The sequence below is a fragment of the Streptomyces sp. NPDC098789 genome (genome assembly GCF_044759975.1).
Classification (GTDB): Bacteria; Actinomycetota; Actinomycetes; order Streptomycetales; family Streptomycetaceae; genus Streptomyces.
Genome location: NZ_JBIWAJ010000017.1, coordinates 50166 through 69452 on the forward strand (window position 1 = coordinate 50166; position 19287 = coordinate 69452).

Sequence of the window (19287 nt, forward strand, 5' to 3'; positions counted from 1 at the left end):
ACATTTCGCGGTTCTTTTCCCTTTTCTGACCCTTTCTGGGTCTTTTCTGTCTGGGCCGGCCGGAGACTTCCGTCGGCGGCTCCGCCCTGGACTGGAGTACCTCTGTGAGCACGAACCGATCCGAGCTGTCCCGGCGCGCCTTCGGCGGTGCGGTAGGGGCCGGCGCGGCCACCGCCGCCGTCGCACTCGCCGCCTCCCCGGCGCAGGCGGCCCCCGCCGCCGATGCCGCGCCCGAGGCGCAGTACGCGCAGCCCCGGGAACGGGAGTTCAAGGCGGCCCGCGGCCGCCCCGGGCGCCGCCCGAACATCCTGTTCATCCTCGGCGACGACCTGGGCTGGGCCGACCTGTCCTCCTACGGCGCCCCCCACATCAAGACCCCGAACCTGGACCGACTGGCCCGCCAGGGCGTCCGGTTCACCGACGCCTACTCGGGGTCGGCGACCTGCTCGCCGACCCGGTTCAGCCTCTACACCGGCCGCTACCCGGGCCGTACCAAGGGCGGACTGGCCGAGCCCATCGCCGACAGGACGGCGGGGCTGGAGCCCACCCACCCCACGCTGGCCTCGCTGCTGCGCTCCACCGGCTACGCCACCGCGCTGATCGGGAAGTGGCACTGCGGCTACCTCCCCGACTACAGCCCCACCAAGTCCGGCTGGGACGAGTTCTTCGGCAACTTCGGCGGAGCCCTGGAGTACTACTCCAAGCTGGGCCTGGGCGGCGAGTACGACCTCTACGAGGGCGACGCCGAGTACAAGGACCTGCGCTACTACACCCGGATCCTGACCGAGCGCGCGAGCGAGTACGTCGGCCGCCGCCACGACAAGCCGTGGCTGCTGAACCTGAACTTCACCACCCCGCACTGGCCTTGGATAGCCGACGGCGACACCGAGGCGAGCAAGGAGGTCGTCCGCCGGATCAAGGCGGGGGACGGGCGCGCGCTGTGGCACCAGGACGGCGGCTCGGTCGAGAAGTACGCGCAGATGGTCGAGGACCTCGACCGCTCGGTCGGCGAGGTGCTCGCCGCGCTGAAGCGCTCCGGGCAGGAGGACGACACCCTGGTCTTCTTCGCCAGCGACAACGGCGGCGAGCGCTTCTCCCACAACTGGCCGCTGAGCGGCAACAAGGCCGTCCTGCAGGAGGGCGGGATCCGGGTCCCCACCATCGTCCGCTGGCCCGCCCGGATCGACGGCGGCCAGGTCAGCCACGTCCCGGTGGTCACCCCGGACTGGACGGCGACCCTGCTGGAACTGGCCGGGGCCCGCCCCGACCGGGCCTACCCGCTCGACGGCAGGAGCCTGGCCGGGTACCTGCTGCGCGGCGAGAAGGCCCCGCAGCACGACCTGTTCTGGCGGGTGCGCGGGGAGCGGGCGCTGCGCCGCGGCGACTGGAAGTACTACCGCGGCAAGACGGGCCGCGACCAGCTCTTCAACCTGGCCGGGGACATCCGCGAGCAGGCCGACAAGGCGGCCCTGGAGCCGGCCCGCCTCGCGGAGTTGCGGGCGTCCTGGGAGAAGACGGACGCGGGACTGCTCCCGTACCCGACGGCCTGATCCCGCGCCCGGTCAGCTCATCAGGGGGAGCAGCGCGGAGAGGTCGGCGCGCTCGCCGCTGGCCCGGACCCGGGCGTCCGCCAGCGCCTCGGCCCAGCCCTCGCGACCGGTGGCGAGCCGGATCCAGGTGATCGGGTCGGTCTCCACCACGTTCGGCGGGGTGCCCCGGGTGTGCCGGGGGCCCTCGACGCACTGGACCACCGCGAACGGCGGGACGCGGAACTCCACCGCTCCGCCCGGCGCCTTCACCGCGAGGGCGTCGGCGAGCAACCGGGTGCAGGCGGCCAGGGCCTGGCGGTCGACCGGAACCTCCACTCCGGTGGCGCGCCGCAGGTCATCGGTGTGCACGACCAGCTCGACGGTACGGGTGACCAGGAAGTCGGCCAGGGTCATGGCCCCGATCCACAGGTCCAGGACCCGGCTGCCGGGGTGGGACTCCAGCGCCTCGGCCAGCCGGGCCCCGGCCCGGTCGTAGAGCTCCGCGAGCGGGGCCCCCTCCAGGGTCTCCTTGGCCGCCTCGGCGATCTTCCCCGCCAGGGAGGCCGTGGCGGAGGGCCACTCCTCGGCGGCCAGTTCGGCGACGGCGGCGGGCGGCCGGGCCAGTCCGGCGGCCAGCGAATCGGCGATCCAGGCGATGTGCGCGGCGAGTTCGGCGACGGACCAGTGCCCGACCCCGCTCGGCCCGGCCAGCTGTTCGGGGTCCAACCCCCGTACGGCGTCGCGGACATGACCGAACTGTGCGAGGACGGCCGCGCGGGTCCTGGCGAGGTCGTAGGTGCGCGGCTTCTTCTTGGCGGGCGGCATGGGCCGACCCTACGCGCCCCGGGTCCACCGGGACGCGCGCGCCGTCAGGACTTCGGGGCCGCCGGCAAGGTGGCCGCGCAGCCCGAGGAGCCATCGGCCCCGGCTCTGCGACATCTCGCCCCCGTTCCCCCGCCGGCCCCGCACCGACGACGGTGCGGGGCCGGCGGCTCGACCGAACGGACGAGCCCCCGCCCGGAAACGGTTCCGGACGGGGGCTCGGCTCGCGACGGAGCGGCGGCTCAGGCGAGCAGCGCCGGGATGGTCGCCTCGTGCGCGGTGCGCAGTTCCTCCAGGGTGAGCGTGAACTCGCCCTGGATCTCGATCTCTTCGCCGTCCACGACACCGATGCGGGTGGCGGGCAGGCCGCGCGCGCCGCACATGTCGGTGAAGCGGAGTTCCTCGCTGCGCGGCACGGCCACGATGGCCCGGCCGGCGGACTCGGAGAAGAGGAAGGTGAAGGCGTCCAGCGCCTCCGGGACCACGATCCGCGCGCCGTTGCCGCCCTTGAGGCAGGACTCGACGAGCGCCTGGACGACACCGCCGTCGGACACGTCGTGCGCGGCGTCGATCATGCCGTCGCGCGAGCCGGAGATGAGGATCTCGCCGAGGAGCCTCTCGCGGCCCAGGTCCACCTTGGGCGGCAGGCCGCCGAGGTGCTGGTGGACGACCTCGGACCAGGCGGAGCCGCCCAGTTCCTCGGTCGTGTCGCCCAGCAGGTAGAGCAGCTGGCCGGCCTCCGCGAACGCCATCGGCGTGCGGCGGTTGACGTCGTCGATCACACCGAGGACCGCCACGACCGGAGTCGGGTGGATCGCGGTGTCACCGGTCTGGTTGTAGAGCGAGACGTTGCCGCCGGTGACCGGGGTGCCCAGCTCCAGGCAGCCGTCCGCGAGACCGCGGGTGGCCTCGGCGAACTGCCACATGACGTCCGGGTCCTCGGGGGAACCGAAGTTCAGGCAGTTCGAGATCGCCAGCGGCTTGGCGCCGGTGGCCGCCACGTTGCGGTACGACTCCGCCAGCGCGAGCTGCGCGCCCGCGTAGGGGTCGAGCTTCGCGAAACGACCGTTGCCGTCCGTGGACATCGCCACGCCGAGGTTGGTCACCTCGTCGATGCGGACCATGCCGGCGTCCTCGGGCTGCGAGAGCACCGTGTTGCCCTGCACGAACCGGTCGTACTGGTCGGTGATCCACGACTTCGACGCCTGGTTCGGGGAGGACACCAGGGCCAGGACCTGCGCGCGCAGCTCCTCGGAGGTCTGCGGACGGGCCAGCTTGTTCGCGTCGTCCGCCTGCAGCGCGTCCTGCCAGGAGGGGCGCGCGTAGGGGCGGTTGTAGACCGGACCCTCGTGGGCGACCGTGCCCGGGGGCACGTCCACGATCTGCTCGCCGTGCCAGAAGATCTCCAGGCGCTCGCCCTCGGTCACCTCACCGATGACGGTGGCGATGACGTCCCACTTCTCGCAGATCTCCATGAAGCGGTCCACGTAGCGCGGCTCCACGATCGCGCACATGCGCTCCTGCGACTCGCTCATGAGGATTTCCTCGGGCGAGAGCGTCGCGTCGCGCAGCGGGACGGTGTCCAGCTCGACGCGCATGCCGCCGGAACCGGCCGAGGCCAGCTCGGAGGTGGCGCAGGAGAGCCCGGCGCCGCCGAGGTCCTGGATGCCCGCGACCAGCTTCTCCTTGAAGATCTCCAGGGTGCACTCGATGAGGAGCTTCTCCTGGAAGGGGTCGCCGACCTGCACGGCGGGGCGCTTCTTGGGCTTGCCCGTGCCATCGGCACCATCAGACGCAGCGTCGAAGGTCTCGGACGCGAGGACCGAGACGCCGCCGATGCCGTCGCCGCCGGTACGGGCGCCGTAGAGGATGACCTTGTTGCCGGGGCCGGAGGCCTTGGCGAGGTGGATGTCCTCGTGCTTCATCACGCCGATGCAACCGGCGTTGACCAGCGGGTTGCCCTGGTAGCAGGCGTCGAAGACGACCTCGCCGCCGATGTTCGCCAGACCCAGGCAGTTGCCGTATCCACCGATGCCCGCGACGACGCCCGGCAGGACGCGCTTGGTGTCGGGGTGGTCGGCGGCGCCGAAGCGCAGCGGGTCCACGACCGCGACCGGGCGGGCGCCCATGGCCAGGATGTCGCGCACGATGCCGCCGATACCGGTGGCCGCGCCCTGGTAGGGCTCGATGTACGACGGGTGGTTGTGCGACTCGACCTTGAAGGTGACCGCGTAGCCCTGACCGACGTCGACGACACCGGCGTTCTCGCCGATCCCGACGAGCATCACGTCGTTCTCCGGGATCTTCTCGCCGAACTGCTTCAGGTGGACCTTGCTGCTCTTGTACGAGCAGTGCTCGGACCACATGACGGAGTACATGGCGAGCTCGGCACCGGTGGGGCGGCGGCCGAGGATCTCGCGGATCCGGGCGTACTCGTCCTCCTTGAGGCCGAGTTCCTTCCAGGGCTGGGAGGCGTCCGGGGTCCCGGTGGCGTTCTTGACGGTGTCGAGGCTCATGCGCTGACCAGCTTCTTCAGGACCGAGGTGAAGAACGGGAGGCCGTCGGTGCGGCCCGTCCCGATCAGCGGTTCCACCGCGTGCTCCGGGTGCGGCATGAGGCCGACCACGTTGCCCGCGGCGTTGGTGATGCCCGCGATGTCGCGCAGGGAACCGTTCGGGTTACCGAATCCATCAGCGGCTTCGCCGCGGACCAGGTACCGGAAGGCCACGCGACCTTCGGCCTCCAGTTCGTCGAGCGTGTGCTCGTCGGCGACGTAGCGGCCGTCCATGTTCTTCAGCGGTACGGAGATCTCCTGGCCGGCGGTGTAGTCGCCGGTCCACGCGGTCTCCGCGTTCTCCACGCGCAGCTTCTGGTCGCGGCAGATGAAGTGCAGGTGGTTGTTGCGGAGCATCGCGCCCGGCAGCAGGTGGGCCTCGGTGAGGACCTGGAAGCCGTTGCAGATGCCGAGGACGGGCATGCCCGCCTTGGCCTGCTCGATGATGGTCTCCATCACCGGCGAGAACCGGGAGATGGCTCCGGCGCGCAGGTAGTCGCCGTAGCTGAAGCCGCCCGCGAGGACGACCGCGTCGACCTGGTGCAGGTCCTTGTCGCGGTGCCACAGCGAGACCGGCTCGGCCCCCGCGAGGCGGACGGCGCGCAGCGAGTCACGGTCGTCGAGCGTTCCGGGGAACGTGACGACTCCGATGCGAGTGGTCACCGTCAGGCCTCGACCTTCACGGTGAAGTCTTCGATGACGGTGTTGGCGAGGAACGTTTCGGCCATCTTGTGGATGCGGTCGAGGGCGGCCTGGTCGACCGGTCCCTCCACCTCCAACTCGAAGCGCTTCCCCTGGCGGACGTCGGCGATCCCCTCGAAGCCCAGACGCGGCAGCGCACGCTGCACCGCCTGGCCCTGGGGGTCGAGGATCTCCGGCTTGAGCATGACGTCGACTACGACGCGTGCCATCGGGCACTCCCGTGTGGTGGTTGGTGCGAAGGCGGTTCCATCAGCGTACCCGGCCAAAATTTCTACGCGGGTAGATATCGGACGAGGAGACCCGCCGAGCGGTTTCGGCTTCACCAACGCTTCGCAAAATCCCTCGGAAAAACACGCGCCCGGGATTGCGGCGGGACACGCGGAGCGAATTAACTGGGCTTCGCTATACAACGCGAATCACGGTACAAAGGAATCCCCCCGAAAACCGGGGGAAAGAAGCAATGCTCCGAAGCATCCACACAGTCGGCATCACCCCACGTCAACCCGTGCCGGTGCCGCACGAAGGGACCGATATCCGTGGCGCAGCGCGTAGTAGTCACGATCTCCGACGACATCGACGGCGGAGAAGCGGCGGAAACGGTCGTCTTCGCTCTGGACGGTAAGTCGTACGAGATCGACCTCAATGTCGCCAACGCAAAGAAGCTCCGCAAGGGTCTGGCTCCTTACGTGGCGGCGGGGCGCCGGCAGTCCCGCTCCGGGAAGACCTTCAAGCACACGTCGATCGCCCCCGACCCGGCGGTCGTCCGCGCCTGGGCGCGCTCCAACCAGCTCGACGTGCCGCCCCGCGGCCGCATCCCCAAGAAGGTCTACGAGGCGTACAACGCCGCCCACTGACCCCCGATTTGCCATCCACCCCCAGGGATCGGCTAGTGTGTGGATCACGCCGAGGGGCCAGACCGCAGGTCAAAGCCCCAAAGGTCGTGCGGGTGTAGTTCAGTAGCAGAACATCCCTCTTCCAGGGGGAAGGCGCAGTGTGCAATTCCTGTCACCCGCTCTGCACGCTTTACCGACCACTGTGGTGGATCGGGTACAGTGATGCTCGCAACCGCTTGATGGCCCCCTTACGGGAAGCGATCATCGCGAGTTTGCGGACGTAGCTCAGTTGGTAGAGCACCACCTTGCCAAGGTGGATGTCGCGAGTTCGAGTCTCGTCGTCCGCTCTTGATTCAAGAGTTTCATCAGAAGGCCCCAGTCATCGACTGGGGCCTTCTGCGTTGGCCCTCTCACCCCACGGTTCCCACGGGCCCCCGAGCGCCCCGCGCCCTCCTCGACCTGCGATGACAAATGTCATCGGTCGTGGTGACAGCGCGCACTGACCCGCTTGCGGAAACGGCCGGAGGCTGGGGTCATGACTGACACCGAGCGGAAAGTGATCGAAGCCGAGGAGCTGCGCCGCGGCTACTCGGGCGGGTTCGAGGCCGTGCGCGGCGTCTCCTTCTCCGTCGCCCGCGGCGAGGTCTTCGCCCTCCTCGGCACCAACGGGGCCGGGAAGACCTCCGCCGTCGAGCTGCTGGAGGGGTTGGCCGCGCCGAGCGCGGGCCGGGCCCGGGTCTTCGGGCTCGACCCCTTCCGCCAACGGGCGGCCGTACGCCCCCGCACCGGGGTGATGCTCCAGGAGGGCGGTTTCCCCTCCGACCTGTCCGTCGCGGAGACCGTCCGGATGTGGTCCGGGGTCACCAGCGGCGCCCGCCCGGGCGCGGAGGTACTGGAGCTGGTCCGGCTCGGGGAGCGGGCGAACGTACGGGTCAAGCAGCTGTCCGGCGGGGAGCGGCGGCGGCTCGATCTGGCGCTGGCCCTGCTCGGGCGGCCCGAGGTGCTCTTCCTCGACGAGCCGACCACCGGCATGGATCCGGAAGGGCGCCGGGACACCTGGGCGCTGGTGCGGGCGCTGCGGGACGAGGGCACCACGGTGCTGCTGACCACGCACTACCTGGAGGAGGCGCAGGAGTTGGCGGACCGGCTGGCGATCCTGCACGAGGGGGAACTCGTCCTGTCCGGCACCCCGGCCGAGGTGAGCGCGACCCGGCCGGCCCGGATCCGCTTCGCCCTTCCCCCGGGGGTGGCGGCGGCCCGGTTGCCGCTCGCGCTGCGGGCCGCCGCGGACGGGCAGCGGGTGGAGATCCGTACCGACCGGCTCCAGTCGGCGCTCGGCGAGCTGCTGCGCTGGGCCGACGAGGCCGCGGTGGAGCTGGCCGGGCTCGACGCCCGGTCGGCCTCGCTGGAGGAGGCCTTCCTGGAGATCGCCCGAAGCCACCGCGCGGACGAGCGCGCCGACACGACGGCGGGAAGCCGATGAGCACGAACGGCTCGGCCGCGACCCGCGGCGCGACCGGCGGTCCGGGCGGCCCGCGCCTCCCGGACCTGAAGCCGCGGCGGCTCGCCGCCCTCGGCCGGTCCGAACTCACCCTCCTGGTCCGCAACCGGGCCGCGCTGTCCGTGGCGCTGCTGATGCCGCTGGCGATGGTCTTCTTCCTGCGGGCCACCCTCAGCGCGAACGGCGCGGCCGCCGTCGGCGAAGCCACCGTGACCGGCGGCATCGGCACGGTGCTGCTGCTCGTCGTCTACATGAACCTCGTCTCCGCGTACGTCGCCCGGCGCGAGGAGCTCGTCCTCAAGCGACTGCGCACCGGCGAGGCCGGGGACCTGGAGATCCTGGCCGGGACCGCGCTGCCCGCCGCCGTGCTCGCGCTGGCGCAGGCCGTCGTCCTGGTGCTCGCGGGGGTGTTCGTACTGCACCTGCGCGGCCCGCAGCACCCCGTGGTGCTCGTCCTCGGCGTCCTCGCCGGGATCGTGCTGCTGGCCGGACTCTCGGCCCTCACCAGCGCGTTCACCCGCAACGTGGAGAGCGCGGGCCTGACCACGCTGCCGCTCCTCCTCGCCTCGATGATCGGCTCCGGGCTGTTCGTGCCGGCCGACTCGCTGCCTGACGGCGTCGCCGCGGTGGCCGAACTGCTGCCGCTGAGCGGGGTGATGACCCTGGTGCGGGCGGGCTGGGCGGGCGGGGACGCGGCCCTGCTCGCACCGGCCGCGACCACGCTGGCCTGGATCGCCGTCACGGTGTTTGCTGTGGGTCGGTGGTTCCGCTGGGAACCGCGGCGCTAGGGGGAGTGCGGGCCTGTGTCCAGGTTGACCGGGTGGTGGAAGGACCGCGGGAGCGCGGCCAAGGTCGAGCTGTACACGCGCGGTTCGTTCCACTTCTTCGCGGCCACGGAGGCCCTGGCGATCGGACTGTTCCCGGTCATGTCGTCCGAGCACGGCGGCCGGCTCGACGTCCTGGTCCTCCTCTTGGTCTGCGCGCACGCCGCGCTGTGCGGGTTGCTCACCTCGCGCGCGCTGGACCGGGTGGTGGGCCGGCGCGAGCGCCCGGCGCGCCTGACCCTCGCGACCTCGCTGGTCACCGGCGCGGCGGCGGTCGTCCCGCTCGCCCTGATGACGGACCCCGCCCTGCTCGACCTGAAAGTGGGCACGACGGTGGTGGTCGGCACGGTCGGCTTCGGCAGCGCGGCGGTGACGATGGCGCTGGAGTCCACCCGCCGCGCGCGGTACGTGCCCCCGGCCGCGGCGCTCGCCACGGCGCTGGCGGCCCTCGCGCTGGGCCACTCCGGCGGGTTGGCGCTCGGACTGCTTCTCGGGGGGCTGCTCAGCAGCCCGCTGCTCTACTTCACCCATGCCTTCTCCACCTGGCTGCTGGCCACGGTGTGGGAGCTGGACCGGGCGCGGGAGCTGGAGGCCCGGCTGGCGGTCGCCGAGGAGCGGCTGCGCTTCGGCCGGGACCTGCACGACGTGATGGGCCGCAACCTCGCGGTGATCGCGCTCAAGAGCGAGCTGGCGGTCCAACTGGCGCGGCGCGGTCGGGCGGAGGCGGTGGACCAGATGGTCGAGGTGCAGCGGATCGCCCGGGAATCGCAGCGGGAGGTGCGGGACGTGGTGCGGGGCTACCGGGAGGCCGATCTCGCAGTGGAGCTGGAGGGAGCGCGCGGGGTGCTGAGCGCCGCCGGGATCGACTGCCGGGTCGAGCTGTCGGAGCCGCCGGAGCTGCCGGTGGCGGTGCAGTCCGCGCTGGGCTGGGTGGTCCGCGAGGCGACCACCAACGTCCTGCGGCACGGGGACGCCCGCGGCTGCCTGATCCGGCTGGCGGGCGGGGACGCGGGGGCGGTGGTGCTGGTCGTCGAGAACGACGGGGCGCCGCCGGAGCCGGCCGGGGCCGGTCGGGACCGGGGGTCGGGGCTCGCGGGGCTGCGGGAGCGGCTGGCGGCGCTGGGGGGTTCGCTGGAGGCGGGGACCGTACCGGCTGCGGGCGCCGCGGGTGCGGCGGGTGCGGCGGGTCCGGCCACCGCGTCGGGCGTCTTCCGCTTGCGGGCCGAGGTGCCCGGGCAGCGGTTGCGGGCGGAGAACGCGCACGAGGAGGCACGGACGTGAACACGGGCAGCGCGGGCAGCGCGGGCGCCGCCGGCGGTACGGGCGGTACGGGCGGTACGGGCCGCGCGGAGGGTCCCGTACGGGTGCTGCTCGCCGATGACGAGCACCTGATCCGGGGCGCGCTGGCCGCGCTGCTGGGGCTGGAGGACGACCTCCTGGTGGTCGCCGAAGCGGCCACGGGGCCCGAGGCCCTCGCCATGGCGCGGGCCCACCGGCCGGACGTGGCGGTGCTGGACCTCCAGATGCCGGGTGCGGACGGTGTGAGCGTGGCCACATCCCTGCGGGCCGAACTCCCGGGCTGCCGGACCATGATCGTGACCAGTCACGGCCGCCCCGGGCACCTGAAGCGGGCCCTGACCGCGGGCGTGCGGGCCTTCGTGCCCAAGACCGTGTCGGCGCAGCGGCTGGCCGAGATCATCCGGACCGTGCACGCCGGAGGGCGGTACGTGGACCCGGAGTTGGCGGCCGACGCGATCAGCGCGGGGGACTCCCCGCTGACCGCCCGGGAGGCGGAGGTGCTGGAGCTCGCGGCGGACGGGGCGCCGGTCGCGGAGATCGCGGAGCGGGCCTCGCTGTCGCAGGGCACCGTGCGCAACTACCTCTCCTCGGCGGCGGCGAAGCTGGGCGCCGAGAACCGGCACACGGCAGTGCGTCTCGCACGCGCCCGGGGTTGGGTATAGTAGGTCTCGCCCTACGGCGCTTGCGGACATAGCTCAGTTGGTAGAGCACCACCTTGCCAAGGTGGATGTCGCGCGTTCGAGTCGCGTTGTCCGCTCTGTAAGGAAGAAACCCCTGGTCATCGACCAGGGGTTTCTTCGTGTCCGGTGACCCGGGCCCTGCCCTCCCGGGTCCGCCGCGCACGGCGGCGGACCCGGGAGGCGCGGATCAGGTCCAGCTCTTCCAGCTCTGGCCGGTGAGCCGCTCGTACGCCTCGATGTACTTGGCACGGGTCTGCTCGACCACGTCCTGCGGCAGCGCGGGCGGCGGGAGCTCGCCGTGGCGGTCCCAGCCGGAGGCCGGGGAGGCCAGCCAGTCGCGGACGTACTGCTTGTCGTAGGAGGGCTGCGCGCGGCCCGGCTCCCACAGGTCGGCGGGCCAGAAGCGGGAGGAGTCCGGGGTCAGCACCTCGTCGGCGGCGACCAGGGCGCCGTCCTTGTCGAAGCCGAACTCGAACTTGGTGTCCGCCAGGATGATCCCGCGGTCCCGGGCGATGTCGCGGGCCCGGCCGTACACGGCGAGGGTCGCCTGGCGCAGCAGCGCCGCCGTCTCGGGACCGGCGGTCCGCGCGACCTCCTCGTAGGAGACGTTCTCGTCGTGCTCGCCGACTGCGGCCTTGGCGGCCGGGGTGAAGATCGGGGCGGGCAGCTCGGAGCCGTCCACGAGGCCCTCGGGGAGCGCGAGGCCGCACACGGTCCGGGTCTGCTCGTACTCGGCGAGCCCCGAGCCGGTGAGGTAGCCGCGGGCCACGCACTCGACGGCGATCATGTCGAGGTTCTGGCAGATCAGCGTGCGGCCCGCCCAGTCGGCGGGGGCGCCGGCCGGCAGCTCGGTGCTGATGACGTGGTTCGGCGTGATGTCCGCGAGCTGGTCGAACCACCACAGGGAGAGCTGCGTCAGGACGCGGCCCTTGTCCGGGATCTCGGTGGGCAGCACCCAGTCGAAGGCGGACATCCGGTCGCTCGCGACCATGACGAGGTTGCCGTCCCCGTCTCGGTAGAGGTCGCGCACCTTGCCGGTGTGGAGGTGGACGAGGCCCGGCACCTGCACCGGCTCGGGCTTTTCGACGAATCCGGACACGGGGTCTCCCTGTGGTTCTGTACGAGCGCAGGCCCATTCTCCCGCATCGGGTGCGGCGCGCCGGCCCCAGGGGCCCGCGCCCCCGTCAGTCGCGCTTGCAGATCCGGTCGAGGAGGTTCGCGGTGGCCTTCTGCACCCGCTCGTCGACGTGGCCGGGGCGGTCGAGCGCCGGGGACCACGCGAAGGTGCCGGAGGCGAAGACGAGGGCGCCGCTGGGCGCGCGGTACAGGGAGGTCTCCTGATGGCGCCGGTGGCCCTCGGTGTCGTCGTACGGGGAGTGCGCGAGCAGGATCCGGTCCTGGTGCTCGGGCAGCTGGGTGCGCGGGAAGTAGCGGTCGGCCTCGCCGGCGACCAGGCCGGGCAGCTCGTCGTTCTCCGTGGCCCCGGTGGAGTCCCAGAGCCAGTGGGTGGCGTTGCGCACGATCATGGGCGCGGGTTCGGGGACGCGGCCGGCGTACTGGATGCCCAGCAGCTGCTGTTCCGGCCGGTCCACCTCGCGCCAGAGGGCGGGGCGGCCGGGGCCGCGGCGTTTTCGGCAGGTCAACAGCCGGTCGGGGGTCCCGGACGGCGAGGGGGAGAGCTCCACCTGCCAGTACATGGTGTTGGCGGAGAGGAAGACCAGGGAGGTGCCGTGGTCGCGGGCCCGCTCGGCGGTCCGGCGCATCGGGACCGACCAGTACTCGTCGTGGCCGGGGAAGACCAGGCCCCGGTAGCGGGTCGGGTCGACGCGGCCCGCGTGCAGGTCGTTGGTGTCGGCGTAGGCCAGGTCGTAGCCGTACCGCTCGGCCCAGCGGATGAAGTCGTAGGCGTGGCCGACGTGGAGCGGCAGGCCCGCGCCCGCGTAGGGGCGGTCGTAGGAGACCGTGATGGCCGCGTCCTCCACGCCCAGGAGGCGGCCCTCCTCGTCCCACGCGTGGTAGAGGCTCGCGCCGGTGCGGCCGTCCTCCGGGTAGAGGTTGTAGGCCTGCCAGGTGATGTCGGGCAGGAGGAGCAGCAGGTCGGCGGGGTGGTCGTCGCGGACCGTGAAGGGGATGTGGGAGCGGTGGCCGTCGTCGGTGGTCAGGACGGCGACGTACGCGCCGAGGTTCCAGTACGAGGGCACCTGGAGCCGCCACGACAGCCACCAGTGGTGGCAGGAGACCGTGCGGTCGGCGGTGAGCGGGGCGGGCTGGACGATGCCCGACAGCCGCGGGCTGGAGTGGATCTTCGAGGCGCCGTCGCCGCCGTAGTGGCCGATCCGGTAGATGTCGACCGAGAACTGCTGGGGCGGATCGACGGTGATGCGGAAGTCGATGGCCTCGCCGGGGGCGACGGCCCCGGTGGAGGCGAAGCCCTTGATCTGGCGGTGCACGTCATCGGCGGTGCGGGGGCCGCTGGTGCGGGCGCGGGGGACCTGACCGGGCGCCAAGGAGGGGTCCACGTACCAGGGGAGCACCTGGCCGGTGTCGCCGATGTACACCTCGCTGCCCCGGAACCAGGGCAACGGACCCTGGCCGAAGGGGTCGTTCACCGCGTGCGCGAGCGCACCTGACTCCCAACGCCGGATCTGGTCCGCACCCATACCGCTCCCCTCCCTCGCTCCCCCGAACGCGTATGCCCGACCTCGCCGCGTCCATGCCCGCGACCGGTCCCAGCACATCACATAACGCACGCACTCCGTCACCGTTCGTCGCGAATTGACGTGACCGGAACATTCACATCCGCTTATCCGTGCGACCCGTACGCCTCCGCGGCCCGACGCGCTCCGCCGCGCGCCCTCGTCCGGGGCACGGAGGTCGCCCCCGGCGCGCGGGTGACGGGCGCGGGGAGCGGGCCCGGGCGGCGGGCACGCACGCCCGCCGCGCCCGCCGCGGCGGGCGACCGGCGCGGACGACCGGCGCTCAGACCAGCCGCACCGGCTTCTCGGGCCGGATCCCCAGGTCCGCCAGCCACTCGCGCAGCGGGGCGGGGTCGCCGTCCTCCACCAGGGCGAGCACCGGCGGCGCCAGGTCCGCACAGCGCGTCCCGGCGACCAACAGCACCGGTCCGTCCAGCCAGTCCAGGCCCGGCGCACCGCCCGCCGAGTCCACCGCCGCGCAGCACACCATCGCCATGACGTGGTCGGCCAGCAGGTCCCGGCCGCTGCGCGGGGCTTGCAGCGGGAACAGCGGGACCGCGTCCACGCCGCGCGCCTTCGCCCCGGCGCCGGCCGCGCCGGCGCCCACGCCGGCCCGCTCGGCGACGGCGCGCTCCTCGCGCGCCAGGTCCGCGCTGAGCCGCCCGGCCAGTGCGTCCGCGTCGGCGCCGTCGGCCCCGGCCGCCCCGTCGGAGGCGAGGTGGCGCAGCACGCGCTCCAGCGTCGGTCCGGTCACCGCGTCCCCGGCCTGCGCACCCTGCGGCGCGGCCCCGGCCAGGACGTCCAGCGAGCGGTGCAAGCGGGCCGCCTCCGTGCGCCACTTGCGGTCCACGACCTCCTCCGGATACGCCGCCCAGTCCACCGGCGACCAGTCCGGGCCCACTTCGGCCGGACCGCCGTGGAAGAGCCGTGCGGCCAGCAGCGACGCCGCCTCGTCGATCACCCCGGGCTGTTCCAGCAGATCGCAGGCGGGACGCTCGCCGAGGCGGGAGGTGAACCCCTCGGCCAGCCGGTCGCGCCGGGACAGCTCGGTCAGCGCGCGGACCACCCCGGTGTCGAGGTGCGCGGGCCAGCGGCCCATCCGCCAGGCGGGCAGCGCGACCCGGGTCAGCAGCCGGTCCCAGCCCGCGTAGGCGAGGCCGACCTGCTCCTGGGCGACGATGCGCAGCCCGTAGTCCACGCCCTGGGCCCGGTCCGCGGCGGCCGCGGCCACTCCGCGCTCCATCTCGGCCGCGTCCGTGCGGCAGAGCCGCAGCAGCAGCCGGGCCGTCCGCCCGATCCAGCCGAGGCCGGGCCGGTTGCCGACGTCGGCGGCCGCGTCCAACCCGCGCACGAAACGGCGGGCGTCGGCTATGTCGGGGTGCGCGGACGGGCCCGTGCCCGCGACGACGGGGGCGAGCACCGCCCGTAGCTCGGCGACCCGCATCCACCACAGGAACGGCGAGCCGATCACCAGGACCGGAGCCGCGCCGGGCACCGTCTCCGGGGCGGCCGGCCGGCCGGCGACCGCACCCCGCCTGCGGTGCGCGGGGTGGGTACGGTCCTCCAACCAGCTGTCGCAGTCGGGGGTCAGCGCTATCGCGGAGGGCGCCGGCACCTGCATCCGGTCGGCCAGGTCCCGCACCATCCGGTAGAGGTCGGGCGCGGCGGCCTCGGCCAGCGCGACCGTCGGCGTCACGGCCGGCGCGGCCCGCAGCACCACCGCGCCGAACACGCCGGCGACCAGCAGCACGAGCGCCGCGACGGCGCAGACGACGAGGGTGGCGGTCCCCCAGCGGTCACCGGCCAGCCGCCCGGTCGTACGCGCGGCCACCAGGACCACCGCGAAGGCGGCGGGCAGGAGTGCGAGGGCCAGTGCCCTGCTGCGCACGCGCAGCACGGCCAGGGCCCGGGAGCGCGCGGACTGCGCGCCCACCTCCTTGGTCGATACGGTTCCGGACACGGCCGGACGTCACCCCCTCTGCCCTGCGACGGTCTTGGTCACTCCCTCACTGTGACACCCGCCACTGACATCGCAATGCCGGTGGGCCAAGTGCCGGAGTGCTTGCGCCGCACCCTAGTTGGGGCCGGGGCGGCCGTCAGGCGGACCGGGCATCGATCACCCGATGGAATGGCTTTGGGTAAAGCTGGGTGCGTTCGAACGCGGCCGGATGCAGTCGCACGCGCGGGCCCGGAGCGCGTCGAGTGCGCTCCGGGCCCGCGTGAAGGATGGTGGGGGAGACCCCGCTGGTCAGTGCTCCGCGGCCGACTTCAGCGGCCTTCGGCGGCCTTGGCCGCGATGTCCGTGCGGTGCTGCGAACCCGCCAGCCGGATCCGCGCGACGGCCTTATACGCCCTCTCGCGGGCCTGCGCCAGATCGGAACCGGTCGCCGTCACCGACAGCACGCGACCACCCGCACTGACGACGGCGTCGCCCTCCCGGCGGGTGCCCGCGTGCAGCACGTACGCCGTCGGGGCGTCCTCGGCCGCGACCTCGGCCAGACCCTCGATCGGGTCCCCGGTGCGCGGGGTCTCCGGGTAGTTGTGGGAGGCGATGACGACCGTGACGGCCGCGTCCGCGCGCCAGGACAGCGGCGGCTCGGCGTCCAGCGTGCCCAGGGCCGCGTTCAGCAGGACGCTCGCGAGCGGGGTCTTCAGCCGGGCGAGGACGACCTGGGTCTCGGGGTCGCCGAAGCGCGCGTTGAACTCGATGACGCGCACGCCGCGCGAGGTGATCGCGAGCCCGGCGTAGAGCAGGCCGGAGAAGGGGGTGCCGCGGCGGCGCAGTTCGTCCACGGTGGGCTGGAGCACGCTCGCCATGACCTCGTCGACGAGCTTGGGGTCGGCCCAGGGCAGCGGCGAGTAGGCACCCATGCCACCGGTGTTGGGGCCCTCGTCGCCGTCGAGCGCGCGCTTGAAGTCCTGCGCGGGCTGGAGCGGCAGCACGGTGACGCCGTCGGTGATGGCGAAGAGCGAGACCTCGGGGCCGTCGAGGAACTCCTCGATGACCACCCGGTCGCAGGCCAGTGCGTGGGCGCGGGCGGCGGCCCGGTCCTCGGTCACCACGACGCCCTTGCCGGCGGCGAGTCCGTCGTCCTTGACGACGTAGGGGGCGCCGAAGGCGTCGAGGGCCTCGTCCACCTCTTCGGGGGTGGTGCAGACGTAGGAACGGGCGGTCGGGACACCGGCCCCGGCCATCACGTCCTTGGCGAATGCCTTGGAGCCCTCCAGCCGCGCCGCCTGCGCGGAGGGGCCGAAGACGGGGATGCCGACCGCGCGCACGGCGTCGGCGACCCCGGCGACCAGGGGGGCCTCGGGCCCGACGACGACCAGGCCCGCCCCCAGTTCGGTGGCCAGCCGGGCCACGGCTTCGCCGTCGAGGGCGTCCACCGGGCGCAGCTCCGCCACCTCGGCGATGCCGGCGTTGCCGGGGGCGCAGTAGAGCGCACTGACGTCGGGGTCGAGGGACAGAGAGCGGCACAGGGCGTGTTCGCGGGCGCCGCCGCCGATGACGAGGACCTTCACGGGTGCAGCCTAGCCCGCCTGCGACGATGCCTTTCGTGCGGCCACCCCAATGACGGGGCCCTAGTCGTTCGTATATTCCTCCACCACGGTGGCTCCGAGCTCGCGAACGATCAGGTCGTGTCCGGTCAGCGCGCTGTCCACGAGATCCGGATCGTCCTCTTCCGGTACGTCGTCCTCGGGGCGTACGGGCTCCCGCATCGCAACGGGCGCGGGCGCGGCCGGGGGCTGCTGGTGGCCCTGTGCCTGCGGCGGCTGGTACGCCGGGGCCGCCGGCTGCTGCGGGGCCGCGGCCTGCGGCGGCTGGTACGCGGGGGCCTGGGCGGGGGGCGCGTACGACGGCGGCGGGGCCGAGTAGGAGGTGGAGACGGGGGCGGGCTGACCGCCGCCCACCACGGCCTCGATCTTCCAGTTGACCTGGAACTGCTCGGACAGGACCTGCTTGAGGACGTCCTCGCTGCCGCTGCTCGCGAAGTTGTCGCGGGCTCCGGGGTTGGGGAAGCCGAGCTGGAGGACGGCGCCGTCGAAGCCGACCACCTGGGCGTTCTGGCTGAGCAGGATCCAGGTGAAGCGGCGCTTGTTCTTGACCGCCTCCAGGACGCCGGGCCACATCGCCTGGACCTGTCCGGCCCCGGCGGCCATCCCGGGCCCGGAGGCCACCGGAGCGGCGGGCGCGGGAGCCGCGGCGACCGGGGCCGGGGCCGGCGCCGCGGGAGCGGCGGTGGGCGCCGGGGCGCCGGGCGCGGCGGCGCTGGGCCACGCCCCGCGCGCGGGCTGCGCGGCGCCGGGCCAGGCGCCCGGGGCGGGGGCGGCGGCGGGCTCGGGGGCGGCGACCGGAGCCGGGGCCGGGGTCACGGGCGCCATGGCGTGCGCCTCGGGACCGGCGACGTAGCCCATGGCGGGAGCGGGAGCGACGGCCGCGGGCTGCGCGACCGGGGCGGCGGCGGGAGCCGGGGCGGGCGGGGCGGCGTACACGGGCGCGGCGGGCACGGCGGCGGGCAGCGGGGCCACGGCAGCGGCCCCGGCGCCGACGCCCGCGCCGATGCCCGCACCCGCGAAGGCGGCTCCGCCGCGCTCCAGCCGGTCGAGCCGGGCCTGGAAGGACCGTTCGTCGTCGAAGGCGGCCGGCAGCAGTACCCGGGCGCAGATCAGCTCCAGCTGGAGCCGGGGCGAGGTCGCCCCCCGCATCTCCGTCAGCCCGGTGTTGACCAGGTCGGCGGCGCGGCTCAGCTCGGCGGCCCCGAACACGGAGGCCTGGGCCTGCATCCGCTCCACCAGGTCGGCGGGGGCGTCGATGAGCCCCTTCTCCCCCGCGTCGGGCACCGCGGCCAGGATCACCAGGTCGCGCAGCCGCTCCAGCAGGTCGGCGACGAAGCGGCGCGGGTCGTTCCCGCCCTCCACCACCCGGTCCACGACCTCGAAGGCGGCGGCGCCGTCCCCGGCGGCGAAGGCGTCCACGACGGAGTCGAGGAGCGAGCCGTCGGTGTAGCCGAGCAGGGAGGTCGCCATGGCGTACGTCACACCGTCGGAGGTGGCGCCCGCGAGCAGCTGGTCCATGACGGACATCGAGTCGCGCACCGAACCGGCGCCGGCGCGCACCACGAGCGGCAGCACCCCGTCCTCGACGGTGGCGCCCTCGCGGCCGCAGACCTCGCCGAGGTAGTCGCGCAGGGTGCCGGGCGGCACGAGCCGGAAGGGGTAGTGGTGCGTGCGCGAGCGGATCGTCCCGATGACCTTCTCGGGCTCGGTCGTCGCGAAGATGAACTTGAGGTGCTCCGGCGGCTCCTCGACCACCTTCAGCAGGGCGTTGAAGCCCGCCGAGGTGACCATGTGCGCCTCATCGATGATGTAGATCTTGTACCGGCTCGCCGCGGGCCCGAAGAAGGCCTTCTCTCGCAGGTCACGGGCGTCGTCCACGCCACCGTGCGAGGCGGCGTCGATCTCGATGACGTCGATGGAACCCGGCCCGTTGCGCGCGAGGTCGCGGCAGGACTGGCACTCCCCGCAGGGCGTGGGCGTGGGGCCCTGCTCACAGTTCAGGCAGCGCGCCAGGATGCGGGCGCTGGTGGTCTTGCCACACCCCCGCGGCCCGCTGAACAGGTACGCGTGATTGACCCGGTTGTTGCGCAGGGCCTGCATCAGCGGGGCAGTGACATGCTCCTGCCCGATGACCTCGGCGAACGATTCGGGGCGATAGCGGCGGTACAGCGCAAGGGACGACACACTCACGAGGTTATCCGGGCCCGCCGACAACGCGACGCAGACGAGGAACACGGGCGAGGACCACGGGCGCGCACGGGCGCGGATCACGGGGCGCCGCGGGACTCC

15 protein-coding genes and 3 tRNA genes are annotated in these 19287 nt (G+C 73.2%); 9 read left to right on the forward strand and 9 right to left on the reverse strand.

Annotation, left to right across the window (positions count from 1 at the left end; all coding sequences use genetic code 11):
- Nucleotides 1–104: 104 nt before the first annotated feature.
- Nucleotides 105–1550 (forward strand): sulfatase-like hydrolase/transferase, encoded by a 1446-nt coding sequence (locus ACIQWR_RS29685; protein WP_404015729.1) that lies wholly within the window; start codon nt 105–107, stop codon nt 1548–1550.
- Between the two features lie 12 nt (nt 1551–1562).
- On the opposite strand, the gene ACIQWR_RS29690 is transcribed toward ACIQWR_RS29685, so the two are convergent.
- The 4 genes from ACIQWR_RS29690 to purS form a co-directional block, all read right to left on the reverse strand.
- The gene (locus tag ACIQWR_RS29690) at nt 1563–2354 is read right to left on the reverse strand and encodes a sterol carrier family protein (protein WP_404015732.1); all 792 of its coding nucleotides are present in this window, start codon (nt 2352–2354) and stop codon (nt 1563–1565) included.
- 239 nt (nt 2355–2593) lie between these two features.
- The gene (purL, locus tag ACIQWR_RS29695) at nt 2594–4867 is read right to left on the reverse strand and encodes a phosphoribosylformylglycinamidine synthase subunit PurL (protein ID WP_404015735.1); all 2274 of its coding nucleotides are present in this window, start codon (nt 4865–4867) and stop codon (nt 2594–2596) included.
- Nucleotides 4864–5568 (reverse strand): phosphoribosylformylglycinamidine synthase subunit PurQ, encoded by a 705-nt coding sequence (purQ, locus tag ACIQWR_RS29700; RefSeq protein WP_404015738.1) that lies wholly within the window; start codon nt 5566–5568, stop codon nt 4864–4866. The genes purL and purQ overlap by 4 nt, the downstream gene beginning before the upstream one ends.
- A gap of 2 nt (nt 5569–5570) precedes the next feature.
- Nucleotides 5571–5816: a phosphoribosylformylglycinamidine synthase subunit PurS gene (gene purS, locus ACIQWR_RS29705; protein WP_030009438.1), complete on the reverse strand. Its 246-nt coding sequence runs from the start codon at nt 5814–5816 to the stop codon at nt 5571–5573.
- A gap of 327 nt (nt 5817–6143) precedes the next feature.
- Here purS and ACIQWR_RS29710 point away from each other — a divergent pair, with 327 nt between their 5' ends.
- From ACIQWR_RS29710 to ACIQWR_RS29745, 8 genes are all read left to right on the forward strand, one after another.
- Entirely contained in the window at nt 6144–6461 is a 318-nt protein-coding gene (locus tag ACIQWR_RS29710; RefSeq protein ID WP_354378979.1) for an Lsr2 family protein, read from the forward strand.
- Nucleotides 6462–6549: 88 nt separating this feature from the next.
- Nucleotides 6550–6621, forward strand: a tRNA-Gly gene (locus tag ACIQWR_RS29715).
- A 93-nt stretch (nt 6622–6714) separates the two neighbouring features.
- Nucleotides 6715–6787 (forward strand) — tRNA-Gly (locus tag ACIQWR_RS29720).
- Between the two features lie 188 nt (nt 6788–6975).
- Entirely contained in the window at nt 6976–7923 is a 948-nt protein-coding gene (locus ACIQWR_RS29725; protein WP_404015741.1) for an ABC transporter ATP-binding protein, read from the forward strand.
- A complete protein-coding gene (locus ACIQWR_RS29730; RefSeq protein ID WP_404015744.1) occupies nt 7920–8729 on the forward strand; it encodes an ABC transporter permease in 810 nt (269 codons plus the stop codon). The genes ACIQWR_RS29725 and ACIQWR_RS29730 overlap by 4 nt, the downstream gene beginning before the upstream one ends.
- A 15-nt stretch (nt 8730–8744) precedes the next feature.
- Nucleotides 8745–10046 carry a sensor histidine kinase gene (locus tag ACIQWR_RS29735; protein ID WP_404015747.1) on the forward strand — a complete coding sequence of 434 codons (1302 nt, stop codon included), beginning with the start codon at nt 8745–8747 and terminating at the stop codon, nt 10044–10046.
- An 83-nt stretch (nt 10047–10129) separates the two neighbouring features.
- The gene (locus ACIQWR_RS29740; protein ID WP_404016072.1) at nt 10130–10726 is read left to right on the forward strand and encodes a response regulator; all 597 of its coding nucleotides are present in this window, start codon (nt 10130–10132) and stop codon (nt 10724–10726) included.
- Nucleotides 10727–10748: 22 nt separating this feature from the next.
- Nucleotides 10749–10821: transfer RNA gene (locus tag ACIQWR_RS29745), tRNA-Gly, on the forward strand.
- Nucleotides 10822–10931: 110 nt separating this feature from the next.
- On the opposite strand, the gene ACIQWR_RS29750 is transcribed toward ACIQWR_RS29745, so the two are convergent.
- From ACIQWR_RS29750 to ACIQWR_RS29770, 5 genes are all read right to left on the reverse strand, one after another.
- The gene (locus tag ACIQWR_RS29750; RefSeq protein ID WP_404015750.1) at nt 10932–11843 is read right to left on the reverse strand and encodes a phosphoribosylaminoimidazolesuccinocarboxamide synthase; all 912 of its coding nucleotides are present in this window, start codon (nt 11841–11843) and stop codon (nt 10932–10934) included.
- Nucleotides 11844–11928: 85 nt separating this feature from the next.
- A complete protein-coding gene (locus ACIQWR_RS29755) occupies nt 11929–13404 on the reverse strand; it encodes a N,N-dimethylformamidase beta subunit family domain-containing protein (RefSeq protein WP_404015753.1) in 1476 nt (491 codons plus the stop codon).
- Between the two features lie 319 nt (nt 13405–13723).
- Nucleotides 13724–15400: a hypothetical protein gene (locus ACIQWR_RS29760; RefSeq protein WP_404015755.1), complete on the reverse strand. Its 1677-nt coding sequence runs from the start codon at nt 15398–15400 to the stop codon at nt 13724–13726.
- A 308-nt stretch (nt 15401–15708) separates the two neighbouring features.
- Nucleotides 15709–16962, reverse strand: coding sequence for a phosphoribosylamine--glycine ligase (purD, locus tag ACIQWR_RS29765; RefSeq protein ID WP_404015758.1), 1254 nt, complete (start codon nt 16960–16962; stop codon nt 15709–15711).
- A gap of 60 nt (nt 16963–17022) precedes the next feature.
- Nucleotides 17023–19182 (reverse strand): DNA polymerase III subunit gamma and tau, encoded by a 2160-nt coding sequence (locus tag ACIQWR_RS29770; protein WP_404015761.1) that lies wholly within the window; start codon nt 19180–19182, stop codon nt 17023–17025.
- Nucleotides 19183–19287: the final 105 nt, after the last annotated feature.